This is a genomic window from Microbacterium sp. JZ70 (genome assembly GCF_053903225.1).
Map to the genome: position 1 here is coordinate 2,297,824 of NZ_CP096405.1, position 15,894 is coordinate 2,313,717.

The 15,894-nt window shown below is 71.4% G+C and carries 14 protein-coding genes and 1 tRNA gene; 14 read left to right on the forward strand and 1 reads right to left on the reverse strand.

Features of this window, described 5'->3' with window-relative positions; genetic code table 11:
* Positions 1-33 precede the first annotated feature (33 nt).
* The 14 genes from hisG to M1D46_RS10575 all read left to right on the forward strand — a co-directional run bounded on the left by hisG (position 34) and on the right by M1D46_RS10575 (position 15,324).
* Positions 34-873 carry an ATP phosphoribosyltransferase gene (hisG, locus tag M1D46_RS10510; RefSeq protein WP_271171803.1) on the forward strand — a complete coding sequence of 280 codons (840 nt, stop codon included), beginning with the start codon at positions 34-36 and terminating at the stop codon, positions 871-873.
* Positions 873-1,634 (forward strand): imidazole glycerol phosphate synthase subunit HisF, encoded by a 762-nt coding sequence (gene hisF / locus M1D46_RS10515; RefSeq protein ID WP_456285495.1) that lies wholly within the window; start codon positions 873-875, stop codon positions 1,632-1,634. Before hisG ends, hisF begins: the two co-directional genes overlap by 1 nt.
* Positions 1,631-2,005, forward strand: a complete 375-nt coding sequence (hisI, locus tag M1D46_RS10520; protein WP_271171805.1) for a phosphoribosyl-AMP cyclohydrolase — start codon at positions 1,631-1,633, stop codon at positions 2,003-2,005. Before hisF ends, hisI begins: the two co-directional genes overlap by 4 nt.
* The gene (locus M1D46_RS10525; protein ID WP_282977690.1) at positions 2,002-2,625 is read left to right on the forward strand and encodes a Trp biosynthesis-associated membrane protein; all 624 of its coding nucleotides are present in this window, start codon (positions 2,002-2,004) and stop codon (positions 2,623-2,625) included. Before hisI ends, M1D46_RS10525 begins: the two co-directional genes overlap by 4 nt.
* 71 nt (positions 2,626-2,696) lie before the next feature.
* On the forward strand, positions 2,697-2,927 hold the full coding sequence (locus M1D46_RS10530) for a DUF6704 family protein (protein ID WP_271171807.1): 231 nt from the start codon (positions 2,697-2,699) through the stop codon (positions 2,925-2,927).
* A complete protein-coding gene (gene trpC / locus M1D46_RS10535; protein ID WP_324011326.1) occupies positions 2,927-3,733 on the forward strand; it encodes an indole-3-glycerol phosphate synthase TrpC in 807 nt (268 codons plus the stop codon). The genes M1D46_RS10530 and trpC overlap by 1 nt, the downstream gene beginning before the upstream one ends.
* Positions 3,730-4,938, forward strand: coding sequence for a tryptophan synthase subunit beta (gene trpB / locus M1D46_RS10540; protein ID WP_282977692.1), 1,209 nt, complete (start codon positions 3,730-3,732; stop codon positions 4,936-4,938). Before trpC ends, trpB begins: the two co-directional genes overlap by 4 nt.
* Positions 4,935-5,741: a tryptophan synthase subunit alpha gene (trpA, locus tag M1D46_RS10545; RefSeq protein ID WP_421075502.1), complete on the forward strand. Its 807-nt coding sequence runs from the start codon at positions 4,935-4,937 to the stop codon at positions 5,739-5,741. The genes trpB and trpA overlap by 4 nt, the downstream gene beginning before the upstream one ends.
* A gap of 10 nt (positions 5,742-5,751) precedes the next feature.
* Positions 5,752-6,726: a prolipoprotein diacylglyceryl transferase gene (gene lgt, locus M1D46_RS10550; protein ID WP_271171811.1), complete on the forward strand. Its 975-nt coding sequence runs from the start codon at positions 5,752-5,754 to the stop codon at positions 6,724-6,726.
* Positions 6,727-6,849: 123 nt separating this feature from the next.
* Entirely contained in the window at positions 6,850-11,424 is a 4,575-nt protein-coding gene (gltB, locus tag M1D46_RS10555) for a glutamate synthase large subunit (RefSeq protein ID WP_324011323.1), read from the forward strand.
* The gene (locus M1D46_RS10560; protein WP_282977696.1) at positions 11,417-12,874 is read left to right on the forward strand and encodes a glutamate synthase subunit beta; all 1,458 of its coding nucleotides are present in this window, start codon (positions 11,417-11,419) and stop codon (positions 12,872-12,874) included. Before gltB ends, M1D46_RS10560 begins: the two co-directional genes overlap by 8 nt.
* 201 nt (positions 12,875-13,075) lie before the next feature.
* A complete protein-coding gene (gene pyk, locus M1D46_RS10565) occupies positions 13,076-14,521 on the forward strand; it encodes a pyruvate kinase (RefSeq protein ID WP_271171814.1) in 1,446 nt (481 codons plus the stop codon).
* A gap of 67 nt (positions 14,522-14,588) precedes the next feature.
* Positions 14,589-14,671 (forward strand) — tRNA-Leu (locus M1D46_RS10570).
* Between the two features lie 35 nt (positions 14,672-14,706).
* On the forward strand, positions 14,707-15,324 hold the full coding sequence (locus M1D46_RS10575; protein ID WP_271171815.1) for an ANTAR domain-containing response regulator: 618 nt from the start codon (positions 14,707-14,709) through the stop codon (positions 15,322-15,324).
* A 134-nt stretch (positions 15,325-15,458) separates the two neighbouring features.
* Here the strand turns inward: M1D46_RS10575 and M1D46_RS10580 are convergent, their stop codons facing one another.
* Positions 15,459-15,869, reverse strand: a complete 411-nt coding sequence (locus M1D46_RS10580; protein ID WP_271171816.1) for a hotdog fold thioesterase — start codon at positions 15,867-15,869, stop codon at positions 15,459-15,461.
* Between the last annotated feature and the right edge of the window lie 25 nt (positions 15,870-15,894).

The following is a 15,894-nucleotide window of genomic DNA, read 5'->3' on the forward strand; positions in this document are numbered from 1 at the left end:
CATCCGTCTGACACCCCGATCGAAAGACCTCGCATGCTCCGCATCGCCGTTCCCAACAAGGGCTCGCTCTCCGAGACCGCCGCCGAGATGCTCGCGGAGGCCGGCTACGCCGGTCGCCGCGACTCGAAGTCGCTGCACCTCATCGACGCCGCCAACGACGTCGAGTTCTTCTACCTGCGCCCGCGCGACATCGCCACGTACGTCTCCGCCGGTGCGCTCGACGTCGGCATCACCGGCCGCGACCTGCTCCTGGACGTGCGGATGTCCGCCCGGGAGATCGAGACGCTCGGCTTCGCGACGTCGACGTTCCGCTTCGCCGCCCCTCCCGGGCGCTTCGCGGGCGTGGCCGATCTCGACGGCGCGCGCATCGCGACGTCGTACCCCGGGCTCGTCGACTCGTTCCTCGACAGCCACGGCGTCGCCGCCGACCTCGTGCCGCTGGACGGCGCCGTGGAGTCGGCCGTCGAGCTCGGCGTCGCCGACGCGATCGCCGACGTCGTCGAGACCGGCACGACCCTCCGGCAGGCCGGACTCGACATCTTCGGGCCCGTGATCCTCGAGTCCGAGGCCGTCCTCATCCAGGGCCCGCGCGAGCACGCGGGCATCGAGACGCTCCTGCGCCGCCTGCGCGGCGTGATGGTCGCCCGGCAGTACGTCATGCTCGACTACGACCTCCCCGCGGCGCTCGTCGACCGCGCCGTGGAGATCGCCTCCGGCATCGAGTCGCCCACCGTGTCGCCGCTGCGCGACCCCGAGTGGGTGGCCGTGCGCGTCATGGTCCCGCGCCGCGGCGTGAACCGCGTGATGGACGAGCTCTACGGCATCGGCGCGCGCGCGATCCTCGTCACGGCCATCCACAACGCGCGCCTCTGATGAGCGTCGTCACCCGGGTCATCCCGTGCCTCGACGTGGCCGGCGGCCGCGTCGTCAAGGGCGTCAACTTCGAGAACCTCCGCGAGATGGGCGACCCCGTCGAGCTCGCCCGCCGGTACTTCGAGCAGGGCGCCGACGAGCTGACCTTCCTCGACGTCACGGCGACGGTCGACGAGCGCGCCACGACCTACGATGTCGTGCGGCGCACGGCCGAGGAGGTCTTCATCCCGCTCACGGTGGGCGGCGGCGTCCGCTCGGTCGGCGACGTCGCGCGGCTCCAGGGCGTGGGCGCCGACAAGGTGGGCGTCAACTCGGCCGCGATCGCCCGCCCCGGCCTGCTGGACGAGATCGCCGACCGGTTCGGCGCGCAGGCGCTCGTCCTCTCGCTCGATGTCAAGCGCTCGCCCCGAACGCCCTCCGGGTTCGTCGTGACGACGCACGGCGGCAAGAAGGAGACCGACCTCGACGCGCTCGCGTGGGCACGCGAGGCGATCGAGCGCGGCGCGGGCGAGCTGCTCGTGAACTCGATCGACGCCGACGGCACGAAGGCCGGCTTCGACCTCGAGCTCGTGGGGCTCATGCGCGAGCTCGCGAGCGTGCCCGTGATCGCGTCCGGCGGGGCAGGCGACGTGTCGCACTTCGCGCCCGCCGTGCGCGCGGGCGCCGACGCGGTGCTCGCGGCGAGCGTCTTCCACTCGGGCCAGATGACGATCGGCGAGGTCAAGCAGGCGCTGCGCGCCGACGGGATCGAGACGCGATGAGCGAGGTCGACGACCGCATCGCGCGCGTGGCGTTCGGCCCCGACGGGCTCGTCCCCGCGATCGTGCAGCAGTGGGACACGCGCGAGGTGCTCATGCTCGCGTGGATGGACGCCGAGGCCCTGCGCCGCACGCTGACCTCGGGACGGGTGACCTACTGGTCGAGGTCGCGGCGCGAGTACTGGCGCAAGGGCGACACGTCCGGGCACATCCAGATCGTGAAGGGCGCGAAGCTCGACTGCGACGGCGACGTCGTCCTGCTCGAGATCGACCAGATCGGGCCCGCGTGCCACACGAACACGCGCACGTGCTTCGACAGCGACACCTCCCGCCCCGAGGTGGGCGACCGCGACCTCCACCCGGTGGTCGGATGACCGACGGGCGGATGGGCGCGGCACCCGGCGAGGGGGCGCTCGCGCGGCGCGGGCGGATGATCGCGGTGCTCGCGGCGCTCTCGGGCGCGGCGCTCGCGCTGATCGGATCGACGCAGACGTGGCTCACCGCCTCGGTCGCCGGCACGACGCTCCCGGTCGCCGGCTCCGAGGCGGTCTCGGTGCTCCAGCCGCTCTCGCTCGCGGCCCTCGCGCTGTCGCTCGTGCTCGCGATCGTGGGCCCGGTCGTCCGCTACGTCCTCGCGGCGCTCGCGGTCGCGGTCGGCGGGGGGATCGCGTGGCTGAGCGCTGCGCTCGTGGCGGCACCGCGCGCGACGGCGGCGTCGGCCGTCGTCACCGAGCACACCGGCATCGCCGGGGAGTCGGCGATCGAGGACCTCGTGCAGGGGATGGCCCTCACCCCGTGGCCGGCGGTGACCATCGTCGCGGGCGCGCTCATCGCGCTCGCGGGCCTGTGGACCCTCGGCACCGCTCACGCATGGCGGCGCGCGGGGCGCCGCTACGAGAAGCGCTCCGCCCGCACGGCCGCGGCCGACGACGCCCCGCTCGATGCGATCGACTCGTGGGACGACCTGTCCCGCGGCGACGACCCCACCCGCTGACGGCGGCAGGGGCCAGCGCCCGGCCCCGATAGACTGGACGACGTTCCCAGCAGCACGGAGGATGACACGACATGACCCACTCGATCGACGACCCCGGACACGGACACTCGCCCGCCGCCTGGAGCGCTGTGCTCATCATGCTCCTCGGGCTCTCCGTCGCCGCGGTCGCGCTGTTCCTGTGGGTGCCGTGGCTGCTCATCGCCTCGGCCGCGGTCTTCCTGATCGGACCCATCGTGGGCTTCATCCTCACGAAGGCGGGCTACGGCGCAGGCGGATCCAAGTACCAGCCCAAGGCGCACTGATGTCGCTCCTGGCCGAGCTCACGGCCGGGGCCGTCGAGGACGCCGAGGCGCGCAGGGCCGAGCGGCCCTCGGCCGTCGTCGAGAGCGCAGCCGCCGCACAGGCGCCTGCGCTCGACGTCGTCTCCGCGCTCCGTCCCGACGCCCGGGTGAAGATCATCGCCGAGGTGAAGCGCGCGAGCCCCTCGCGCGGCGACCTCGCCGCGATCCCCGACCCCGCGCTGCAGGCGGGGCTGTACGAGCAGGGCGGAGCGTCGGCCATCTCGGTGCTCACCGAGCAGCGCCGGTTCAAGGGCAGTCTCGCCGACCTCGCGGCGGTGCGCGCCCGCGTCTCGCTCCCGGTGCTGCGCAAGGACTTCATCGCGACCCCGTACCAGGTGCTCGAGGCCCGCGCGGCCGGCGCTGACATCGTGCTGCTCATCGTGGCGGCGCTCGAGCAGCCCGTGCTCGAGGAGCTCTACCGGCTCACGATCGAGCTCGGGATGACGCCCCTCGTCGAGGCCCACTCCGCCGAGGAGGTCGCGCGCGCCGCGGATCTGGGCGCCGATCTCATCGGCGTGAACGCACGCGACCTGTCGACCTTCGAGCTCGACCGCGACCTGTTCGGGCGGCTCGTCGACGGCTTCCCCGCCGGCGCGATCCGCATCGCCGAGTCGGCGGTGCTCGCTCCCGATGACGTCGCGCACTACCGCGAGGCGGGCGCGGATGTCGTGCTCGTCGGCGAAGCGCTCGTCACGGGCGACCCGGTTTCCACGCTCGGCGCGTTCCTCGCCGCCGGCGACTTCGCAGCAGGGGAGAGGCGCGCATGAGCCTTCGCGAGCAGCCCGGCCCGTTCTTCGGCGACTTCGGCGGGCGCTACATGCCCGAGTCGCTCATCGCGGCGATCGACGAGCTCGCGGTCGCGCACGAGGAGGCGATGGCCGACCCCGCCTTCCACGCAGAGCTGAACGCGCTCCTCGCGGACTACGCCGGCCGCCCGTCGGCCCTCACGGAGGTGCCGCGCTTCGCGGAGCATGCGGGCGGCGCCCGCATCTTCCTCAAGCGCGAGGATCTCAACCACACGGGCAGCCACAAGATCAACAACGTCCTCGGCCAGGCGCTGCTCACGAGGCGGCTCGGCAAGACGCGCGTGATCGCCGAGACGGGCGCCGGCCAGCACGGCGTCGCCACGGCGACCGCGGCCGCGCTCTTCGGGCTCGAGTGCCGCATCTACATGGGCGAGGTCGACACCGAGCGCCAGGCGCTCAACGTGGCGCGCATGCGCCTGCTGGGCGCCGAGGTCGTGGCCGTCAAGACCGGCTCGCGCACCCTCAAGGACGCGATCAACGAGGCGTACCGCGAGTGGGTGTCGAGCGTCGAGACGACGAACTACATCTTCGGCACGGCCGCGGGCCCGCACCCGTTCCCCGCGATGGTCCGCGACTTCCAGAAGATCATCTCCGACGAGGCGCGCGCGCAGCTCCTCGAGCGCGTCGGGCGCCTGCCCGACGCCGTCCTCGCGTGCGTCGGCGGCGGATCGAACGCGATCGGCATGTTCGACGCGTTCATCGACGACCCCGGCGTGCGGCTCTTCGGCGTCGAGGCGGCAGGCGACGGCGTCGACACCCCGCGTCACGCCGCGTCGATCGAGCGCGGTCGTCCGGGCGTCCTGCACGGAGCGCGCACCTTCGTGCTGCAGGACGAGGACGGCCAGACCGTCGAATCGCACTCGATCTCCGCCGGTCTGGACTATCCCGGCGTCGGCCCCGAGCACTCGTGGCTCGCCTCGATCGGGCGCGCGGAGTACATCCCCGCGACCGACGCCGAGGCGATGGACGCGCTGCGCCTGCTGAGCCGGACCGAGGGCATCATCCCCGCGATCGAGTCGGCCCATGCGCTCGCCGGCGCGCTGCGGATCGGGCGCGAGCTCGGGCCGGACGCCGTGCTCGCGGTGTGCCTCTCCGGCCGCGGCGACAAGGACATGGACACGGCCGCCCGCTGGTTCGGCCTCTACGACGAGGGAGCCGACGCGTGAGCCGTGTCGAGGACGCGATCGCCCGGGCCGCTGCCGACGGACGAGGAGCCTTCATCGGCTACCTCCCTGTGGGGTTCCCCGACCTGCAGACGAGCATCGACGCTGCCGTCGCCCTCGCCGAGAACGGCGTCGACATCATCGAGCTGGGCCCGCCCTACAGCGACCCCGTGATGGACGGCCCCATCATCCAGGAGGCGACGAACGCGGCGCTCGAGGCGGGCTTCCGCACCGAGCACCTCTTCACGGCGCTGCGCGAGATCACGGCGCGCACCGATGTGCCCGTGCTCGTCATGACGTACTGGAACCTCGTCGTCCAGCGCGGCGTCGACCGCTACGCCGACGAGGTGCGCGCCGCGGGCGGCGCGGGGCTCATCACGCCGGACATCACACCGGACGCCGCGGCCGACTGGATCGCCGCGTCCGAGCGCACGGGACTGGACCGCGTGTTCCTCGCGGCGCCGACCTCGACCGACGACCGGCTCGATCTCATCGTCGGCGCGACGACGGGCTTCGTCTACACCGTCTCGACCATGGGCATCACGGGGGAGCGCGCGGAGCTCGACAAGGCCGCCAGGGCGCTCGTGGGCCGCCTGCGCGCGCACGGCGCCGCACGCGCGTGCGTCGGCATCGGCGTCTCGAGCGCCGAGCACATCGCGAGCATCGTGGAGTACGCCGACGGCGCGATCGTGGGCACCGCCCTCGTGCGCGCGCTGCGGGACGGCGGGGTCGAGGGCCTCGCCGAGAAGACCCGCGAGCTCGCGGCGGGCACCGTGCGTCACGGAGCCGCACCCGAGAGGAATTAGACTCTCGATCATGCTGTCCTCCGCCCTGACGAGCGTCGTCGCGAGCATCCCCAGCCCCCCGGAGTCGTTCTTCGAGATCGGCCCGCTGCGAATCCACTACTACGCCCTGTGCATCATCACGGGCATCGTCGTGGCGACGCTCATCACGAACCGCCGTCTCACGCGGCGCGGGGCGGAGCCGTGGGTCGTCATCGACATCGCGCTCCTCGCGGTGCCGCTCGCGATCGTGGGCGCGCGCGCCTACCACGTGCTCACGCACTGGGGCTTCTACTTCGGCGAGGGCGCCAACCCGTGGAACCCGCTCGAGCCCGGCTCGGTGTGGGCGATCTGGGAGGGCGGCATCGCGATCTTCGGCGCGCTGCTGGGCGGCGCGCTCGGCGCGTGGCTCGGCTGCCGGTGGACCGGCATCCGGTTCTGGACGTTCGCCGACGCGCTCGCGCCCGGCCTCCTGCTCGCGCAGGCGCTCGGCCGCTTCGGCAACTGGTTCAACCACGAGCTGTTCGGCTGGCCGACCGACCTCCCCTGGGGCCTCGAGATCGAGCCCGACAACCCCGCCTTCCCGCCGGGGCTGCCCGACGACACGCTGTTCCACCCGACCTTCCTCTACGAGATCGTCTGGAACGTCATCGGCGTCGTCCTGCTCTTCTGGCTCGGCCGGAGCCTCGCGTTCCAGTGGGGACGGCTGTTCGCGGTCTACCTCATCTGGTACGGCGCGGGCCGCGTCGTCTGGGAGACCATCCGCATCGACCCGAGCGAGATCATCCTCGGCCTGCGCACGAACGTCTGGGGCGCGATCGCCGCGATCGTCGTGGGCGCCGTCGTCCTCGTCGTGCAGGCGCGGCACACGGGCCTCGAGCCCAGCCCCTACCGACCGGGCCGCGAGCGGGCCGACGCGGACGCGCTACAATCGCAGGGCGACTTCGTCGATGTCAGCGAACCCCCCGCGTCGGAAGCCGCTCTGAAGCCGTCGCCACAAGCACCGTAGCGATGATCCCGCCCCTCTGCTGTCCTTTCGGAAAGGGCACGAGGATGATCGAGCGCGCGAGACGGCGTCCACTGGGCCAACGTCGTCCCGCGCTACGCAACCGACCCCGAGGACGGTAGACACATGTACTTCCAGCCCCCTTACGGAGCCTCCGGCGCGTACCCCCCGAAGCAGGGGATGTACAACCCGGCGTTCGAGAAGGACGCCTGCGGCCTGGCCATGGTCGCGACCCTGCGCGGCGAGGCGGGGCACGACATCGTCGACCTCGCTCTCGAGGCGCTGCGCAACCTCGAGCACCGCGGCGCCATCGGCTCCGATGCGGGCACGGGCGACGGCGCGGGCATCCTCACGCAGATGCCCGACGGCTTCCTCCGCGCGGTCGTCGACTTCGACCTCCCGGTCGTCGGCGAGTACGCGGCCGGCCTCTCGTTCCTCCCGACGGACGACGCGGCGCGCGCCGCGCAGAAGGACGGCATCGCCGCCATCGCGGCGGAGGAGGGGCTCTCGATCCTCGGCTGGCGCGAGGTGCCGGTGGACCCGGAGCACCTCGGACGCCTGGCCGGCGAGGCCCGCCCCGCGATCGAGCAGATCTTCCTCACGAGCGCGCCCGTCGACGGCCGCCCCGCTCTCTCCGGGATCGACCTCGACCGCCGCGCCTACCGTCTCCGCAAGCGCGCCCAGCACGAGCTCGACGCCTACTTCGTGTCGCTCTCGAGCCGCACCCTCGGCTACAAGGGCATGGTCACGACGCTCCAGCTCGAGCCGTTCTACCTCGACCTGCAGGACGAGCGCTTCACGACCGAGCTCGCCGTCGTGCACTCGCGCTACTCGACGAACACGTTCCCGTCGTGGCCGCTCGCCCAGCCGCTGCGCATGATGGCGCACAACGGCGAGATCAACACCGTCGGCGGCAACCGCAACTGGATGCGCGCGCGCCAGTCGCAGCTCGAGAGCGAGCTGCTCGGCGACATCCGCCCGCTCCTGCCGATCTGCAGCGACACCGAGAGCGACTCGGCGTCGTTCGACGAGGTGCTCGAGCTGCTCACGCTCACGGGCCGCTCGCTTCCGCACGCGATGCTCATGATGGTGCCGGAGGCCTACGAGAAGAAGGCGTACGTCGACCCCGACCTCCGCGCGTTCTACGAGTACCACGCGGGCCAGATGGAGCCGTGGGACGGCCCTGCCGCCCTCATCGCGACCGACGGCACGCTCGTGTGCGCGACGCTCGACCGCAACGGCCTGCGGCCCGGCCGCTGGACCGTGACGAAGGACGGCCTCGTCGTGATCGGCTCGGAGACGGGCGTCCTGGACTTCGCCCCCGAGCGCATCGAGCGCCGCGGCCGTCTGCGCCCCGGCACGATGTTCGTCGTCGACACCGCCGAGCGCCGCATCATCGCGGACGACGAGGTCAAGGCCCAGCTCGCGAAGCTCGAGCCCTGGCAGGAGTGGCTCGACAAGGGCACTGTCCGCCTCGCCGACCTCCCCGAGCGCGAGCACCTCGTGCACCCGATCGCGTCGATCACGCGCCGTCAGCGGACCTTCGGCTACACCGAGGAGGAGGTCCGGATCCTCCTGCGCCCCATGGGCCAGACGGGCGTCGAGCCCCTCGGCGCCATGGGGTCGGACACGCCGATCGCCGTGCTGAGCAAGCGCCCGCGCCTGCTGTTCGACTACTTCACGCAGCAGTTCGCGCAGGTCACGAACCCGCCGCTCGACTCCATCCGCGAAGAGGTCGTGACGAGCCTCAAGCTCGGCCTCGGCCCCGAGCCGAACCTGCTCTCGTGGGGGCCGGAGCACGCGCGCAGCGTCATCCTCGACTTCCCGGTCATCGACAACGACGAGCTCGCGAAGATCCAGCACATCGACAGCGCCCTGCCCGGGCGCACGTCGGTCACGCTGCGCTCGCTCTACCGCGTGTCGGCGGGCGAGAAGGGCCTGCAGAAGCGCCTCGAGCAGATGTGCGCCGAGGCCGACCGCGCGATCGAGGACGGCGCGGAGTTCATCGTCATCAGCGACCGCGACTCGAACCAGGACCTCGCGCCCATCCCGTCGCTGCTCGCGGTCTCGGCCGTGCACCACCACCTCATCCGCCGCGAGACCCGGATGAAGGTCGGGCTCGTGGTCGAGGCGGGCGACGTGCGCGAGGTGCACCACGTCGCGACGCTGCTCGGCTACGGCGCGACCGCCGTGAACCCGTACCTCGCGATGGAGACGGTGGAGTACCTCGTCCGCTCTGGCGCGATCGCGGGCGTCACGCCGCAGAAGGCCGTCAAGAACCTCATCTACGCGCTCGGCAAGGGCGTGCTGAAGATCATGTCCAAGATGGGCATCTCGACCGTGTCGTCGTACTCGGGCGCGCAGGTGTTCGAGGCCGTGGGCCTCGCGCAGCCGTTCGTCGACCAGTACTTCACCGGGACCGAGTCGAAGATCGGAGGCATCGGGCTCTCGCACATCGCGCGCGAGAACGCCGAGCGTCACGCGTTCGCGTACCCCGAGGACCCGGCCGTGCGCACGCACGAGCGCCTGTGGACCGGCGGCGAGTACCAGTGGCGCCGCGACGGATCGCCCCACCTCTTCACGCCCGAGACGATCTTCCGCCTGCAGCACTCCACGCGCACGGGCAGCTACGAGATCTTCCGCGAGTACACCCGCCTCGTCGACGAGCAGGCGGAGGAGCTCAAGACGCTCCGCGGCCTCTTCGCGTTCAAGAAGGGGGTGCGCCCGCCGGTGCCGATCGACGAGGTCGAGCCGGTCTCCGAGATCGTGAAGCGGTTCTCGACGGGCGCCATGAGCTACGGCTCCATCTCGCGAGAGGCGCACGAGACCCTCGCGATCGCGATGAACCGCCTCGGCGCGAAGTCGAACACGGGCGAGGGCGGCGAGGACGTCGACCGCCTCCTCGATCCCGAGCGCCGCAGCGCCATCAAGCAGGTCGCCTCGGGCCGCTTCGGCGTCACGAGCATGTACCTCACGCACGCGGACGACATCCAGATCAAGCTCGCGCAGGGCGCCAAGCCCGGCGAGGGCGGTCAGCTGCCGCCCGGCAAGGTGTACCCGTGGGTCGCGCGCACGCGGCACGCGACCGCGGGCGTGGGCCTCATCTCGCCGCCCCCGCACCACGACATCTACTCGATCGAGGACCTGAAGCAGCTCATCTTCGACCTCAAGCGGTCGAACCCCGAGGCGCGCATCCACACGAAGCTCGTGAGCCAGTCGGGCATCGGCGCGGTCGCCGCGGGCGTCGCGAAGGCGCTCAGCGACGTCATCCTCGTGTCGGGCCACGACGGCGGGACGGGCGCGAGCCCGCTCAACTCGCTCAAGCACGCCGGCACGCCGTGGGAGCTGGGTCTCGCCGAGACGCAGCAGACGCTCATGCTCAACGGCATGCGCGACCGCGTCGTCGTGCAGGTCGACGGCCAGATGAAGACCGGCCGCGACGTCGTCATCGGCGCCCTGCTGGGTGCCGAGGAGTTCGGGTTCGCGACGGCGCCGCTCGTCGTGAGCGGCTGCATCATGATGCGCGTCTGCCACCTGGACACGTGCCCCGTGGGCGTCGCGACCCAGAACCCGCTGCTGCGCAGCCGCTTCACGGGCAAGGCCGAGCACGTCGTGAACTTCATGCAGTTCATCGCGCAGGAGGTGCGCGAGTACCTCGCCGAGCTCGGCTTCCGCTCGATCGACGAGGCGGTCGGCCACGTCGAGGTGCTCGACGTGGATCGCGCGATCGACCACTGGAAGGCCGACGGTCTCGACCTGTCGCCGGTCCTCGAGGGGCCCGCGTTCGCGGACGACGAGCCGCGCCGCCACGCCCGCGCGCAGGACCACGAGCTGGACGAGCACTTCGATGTGCAGCTCATCGAGCGCGCGCGCGACGTCATCGAGAACGGGGGAGAGATCACGATCGACCTCCCGGTGCGGAACACCGCGCGCGCGGTCGGCACGCTGCTCGGCCACCACGTCACGAAGGCGCAGGGGGAGCACGGTCTCAAGGCGGGCTCGATCACCGTCAACCTGACCGGCTCGGCCGGGCAGTCCTTCGGGGCGTTCCTGCCGAACGGCATCACGCTGCGCCTCGAGGGCGACTCGAACGACTACGTCGGCAAGGGCCTCTCGGGCGGCCAGATCGTCGTGCGCCCCGCGCGCGGCGCGACATTCGACGCCTCCGAGAACGTCATCGCCGGCAACGTCATCGGCTACGGCGCCACGCAGGGGACCCTCTTCCTGCGCGGCATGGTCGGCGAGCGCTTCTTCGTGCGGAACTCCGGCGCGACCGCGGTCGTCGAGGGCGTGGGCGACCACGCGCTCGAGTACATGACCGGCGGCCTCGCGGTCATCCTGGGCCGCACGGGGCGCAACCTCGGCGCCGGCATGTCGGGCGGGACGGCCTACGTCCACCGCCTCGACGAGAAGCTCGTGAACCGCGAGGCTCTCGCATCGGGCGAGCTCACGCTCGGCCCCCTCGGATCCGGCGACGCCGAGATCCTGCGCGATCTGCTCCAGCAGCACGTCGCGGAGACCGAGTCCGAGCTGGCCCAGCGCATGCTCGACGACTTCGAGAACGCCGTCGAGGAGTTCGTGCGGGTCCTCCCGCGCGACTACGCCGCCGTGCTCGAGACGCGTCAGGCGGCCGAGGCCGAGGGACTCGACCCCGACGGCGACGTCGTCTGGAACCGCATCATGGAGGTGACGGGTGGCTGACCCGAAGGGCTTTCTGAAGATCACCGAGCGCGAGCTGCCCGCTCGCCGGCCGGTGCCCGTGCGCATCCTCGACTGGAAGGAGGTGTACGAGCCGGGCGACTCGGCCGTGCTCCGCCGCCAGGCCGGGCGCTGCATGGACTGCGGCGTGCCGTTCTGCCACCAGGGATGCCCGCTGGGCAACCTCATCCCGGAGTGGAACGACCTCATGTGGCGCGGCGAGGGCCGCACCGCGATCGAGCGCCTGCACGCGACGAACAACTTCCCGGAGTTCACCGGGCGTCTGTGCCCTGCGCCCTGCGAGAGCGCGTGCGTGCTCGGCATCAACCAGCCGGCCGTCACGATCAAGCAGATCGAGGTCTCGACGATCGACGAGGCGTTCGCCAACGGGTGGGTCGAGCCCAAGCCCCCGGCGCGCCTCACCGGCAAGACCGTAGCGGTGGTCGGCTCGGGCCCCGCGGGGCTCGCGGCCGCGCAGCAGCTGACGCGCGCGGGCCACACGGTCGCCGTGTACGAGCGCGACGACCGCATCGGCGGCCTCCTGCGCTACGGCATCCCCGACTTCAAGATGGAGAAGCGGCACCTCGAGGCGCGCCTGCGCCAGATGCAGGACGAGGGCACGCGCTTCCGGGCGGGCGTCGAGATCGGCGTGGACATCACGTGGGACGACCTCCGCGCGCGCTACGACGCCGTCGTGGTCGCCACGGGTGCCACGGTGCCGCGCGACCTGCCGATCCCGGGGCGCGAGCTCGACGGCGTGCACTTCGCGATGGAGTACCTCGTCGAGTCGAACAAGGTCGTCGCGGGCGACCAGGTCGCGAACCAGATCTCGGCCGAGGGCAAGCACGTCGTCGTCATCGGCGGCGGCGACACCGGCGCGGACTGCATCGGCACGGCGCACCGCCAGGGCGCCCTGAGCGTGACGAACCTCGCGATCGGCAAGCGGCCGTCCGACGACCGCCCGGAGCACCAGCCGTGGCCGATGATGCCGCAGGTGTTCGAGGTCTCGTCGGCGCACGAGGAGGGCGGCGAGCGCCACTACCTGGCCTCGACGGTCGAGTTCGTGGCCAACGACGCGGGCGAGGTCCGCGGCCTCGTCGTCGCGGAGACGCAGTTCGTCGACGGCCGCCGCGTGCCCAAGCCCGGCACCGAGCGCGAGATCCCCGCGGACCTCGTCCTCATCGCGATGGGCTTCACGGGCCCCGAGCGCGAGCACCTCGAGGCGCAGCTGCAGGCGCAGTTCACCTCGCGCGGGAACGTCGATCGCGACGCGTCGTTCCAGGCGACCGCGCCCGGCGTGTTCGTCGCGGGCGACGCCGGCCGCGGCCAGTCGCTCATCGTGTGGGCGATCGCCGAGGGCCGCTCGGTGGCCGCCGAGGTCGACGCCTTCCTCATGGGCGAGACGCAGCTGCCGGCGCCGGTCCGCCCGACCGACGTCGCCATCGGCGTCTGACTCCGACACGCGTGGACAGCGGCCGGGAGCACACGATGCTCCCGGCCGCCGTCGTGTGCGCGTGAATCGGATGGCCGGGTGCGCGTAGTGTGGGGTGTGCATCCGGTGGAACCGCGATGGGCCTCGTGCGGAGCGCCCATCGACCCGACGGACGCGGATGCGTCCACAACAGAAGAAGCAAGCAGTGCGGAAGGCAAGCTTTTGAGACGTGCCAAGATCGTCGCCACGCTGGGACCCGCCACCTCGACCAAGGAGACCGTGAAGTCTCTCATCGAGGCCGGACTCGACGTGGCGCGCTTCAACCTCAGCCACGGTGACTACACCGTCCACGACAACAACTTCGCGAACGTGCGCGCGGCCGCCGAGGAGCTCGGCAAGCCGGTCGCGATCCTCGTCGACCTGCAGGGACCCAAGATCCGGCTCGGCAAGTTCGAGAACGGCCCGCACGAGCTGGCCGAGGGCGACATCTTCAAGATCACGACCGAGGACATCCTCGGCACCAAGGAGATCGTCGGGACGACGTTCAAGGGCCTCCCGAACGACGTGAAGCCCGGCGACTTCCTCCTCATCGACGACGGCAAGGTCCGCGTCAAGGTCCTCGAGACCGACGGCACGGTCGTGACGACCGAGGTCGTCGTCGCCGGCGCGGTCTCGAACAACAAGGGCATCAACCTGCCCGGCGTCGCGGTGAACGTGCCCGCGCTCAGCGAGAAGGACGAGGCGGACCTCCGCTACGGCCTCCGCAACGGCGCCGACATCATCGCCCTCTCGTTCGTGCGCAACGCGAAGGACGTGCAGCGCGCGCACGTGATCATGGCGGAGGAGGGGCGCCGCGTCCCGATCATCGCCAAGATCGAGAAGCCGCAGGCGGTCGACCACCTCGAGGAGATCATCGACGCGTTCGACGGCATCATGGTCGCGCGCGGCGACCTCGGCGTAGAGCTGCCGCTCGAGGCCGTGCCGATCGTGCAGAAGCACGCGGTCGAGCTCGCGCGCCGGATGGCCAAGCCGGTCATCGTCGCGACGCAGATGCTCGAGTCCATGATCTCGAGCCCGGTGCCGACCCGCGCCGAGACGAGCGACGTCGCGAACGCGGTCCTCGACGGCGCCGACGCGGTCATGCTCTCGGGCGAGACGAGCGTGGGCGAGTACCCCGCGATCACCGTGCAGACGATGGCGCGCATCATCGAGTCGACCGAGGACCACGGTCTCGAGCGCATCGCGCCGCTCACGGCCAAGCCCCGCACGCAGGGCGGCGCCATCACGCTGGCCGCGATCGAGGTCGCCGACTTCGTCGACGCGAAGTTCCTGTGCGTGTTCACGCAGTCGGGCGACTCGGCGCGCCGCATGTCGCGCCTGCGCTCCCCGCGGCCGATGATCGCCTTCACGCAGGACGAAGCCATCCGCCGCCGGATGGCGCTCACGTGGGGCATCCGCTCGGCTCTCGTCGAGCAGGTCGAGCACACCGACCGGATGTTCCTCCAGGTCGACGACTACCTGCTCGCGAACGACCTCGCGAAGGTCGGCGACAAGGTCATCGTCATCTCGGGATCCCCTCCCGGGATCTCGGGCTCGACCAACGACCTGCGCGTGCACCGCGTGGGCGACGCGGTGCACGGCGCCGCGCCCGTCTACAAGAACGCCTAGCGCGACGCGCCAGCGACGGGGTCCGGTTCAGCACCGGACCCCGTTTGCCGTATCGTCGGGGATGCATGCCGGTGTGGCGGAATGGCAGACGCGGAGCACTCAAAATGCTCTGTCCGAAAGGGCGTGTGGGTTCGACCCCCACCACCGGCACGAACTCCCAGCCACGAGACCTCTAGGATGGAACGGTGACCGAAGAGCAGACCGAGAAGAGCACCGCGACGGCGCCCCGTCGTGTGGTGGTCGCCGAAGACGAGTCCCTCATCCGCCTCGACATCGTGGAGATCCTCCGCGACAACGGGTACGACGTCGTGGGCGAGGCCGGCGACGGCGAGACCGCGGTGCAGCTGGCGACCGAGCTGCGGCCCGACCTCGTCATCATGGACGTCAAGATGCCCCAGCTCGACGGCATCAGCGCCGCGGAGAAGCTCAGCAAGAACCACATCGCGCCCGTCGTCCTGCTCACGGCCTTCAGCCAGAAGGAGCTCGTCGAGCGCGCGAGCGAGGCCGGCGCCCTCGCGTACGTCGTGAAGCCGTTCACGCCCAACGACCTGCTCCCCGCGATCGAGATCGCGCTGGCCCGTCACGACCAGATCATCACGCTCGAGGCCGAGGTGAGCGACATGGTCGAGCGCTTCGAGACCCGCAAGCTCGTCGACCGCGCGAAGGGCCTCCTCAACGAGAAGATGGGGCTGTCCGAGCCCGAGGCGTTCCGCTGGATCCAGAAGGCTTCCATGGACCGCCGCCTCACGATGCAGGACGTCGCGAAGGCCATCATCGAGCAGCTCGCTCCGAAGAAGAGCTGAGCAGCAGCACACGCACGACGGGCCGGACCTCCTCGGAGGTCCGGCCCGTTCGCGTTCCGCGTGCGCGCTTCGTCGTCATCTCGCGACGTCTCGTCTCGCTCCGCTCGCTCGACGACCGGGGCTGTTCGCTTCGCTCACCGGTCCTTGATGATGTTCGTGATGCGGACGGTCGAGCAGCGCCGGCCCTCCTCGTTCGTGACGACGATCTCGTGCACGGTGAGGGTGCGCCCGAGGTGGATCGGCGTGCACACGCCCGTCACGCGTCCGCTCGTCGCCGAGGCGGTGTGGGTCGCGTTGATGTCGACGCCCACGGCGAGCTTGTCGGGGCCCGCGAAGAGGTTGGCGGCCATCGACCCGAGCGACTCGCCGAGCACGACGTAGGCGCCGCCGTGCAGGAGGCCGACCGGCTGGGTGTTGCCCTCGACGGGCATCGTCGCGACCGCGCGCTCCACGGTGAACTCCGTGAACTCGATCCCCATCCGCTCGGCGAGCGCGCCCATCCCGCGCGCCTTCGCCCACGCCATCCCGTCGATCAGCTCCGTCATCCTGCTCCTGTCGTTCGGATGTCGC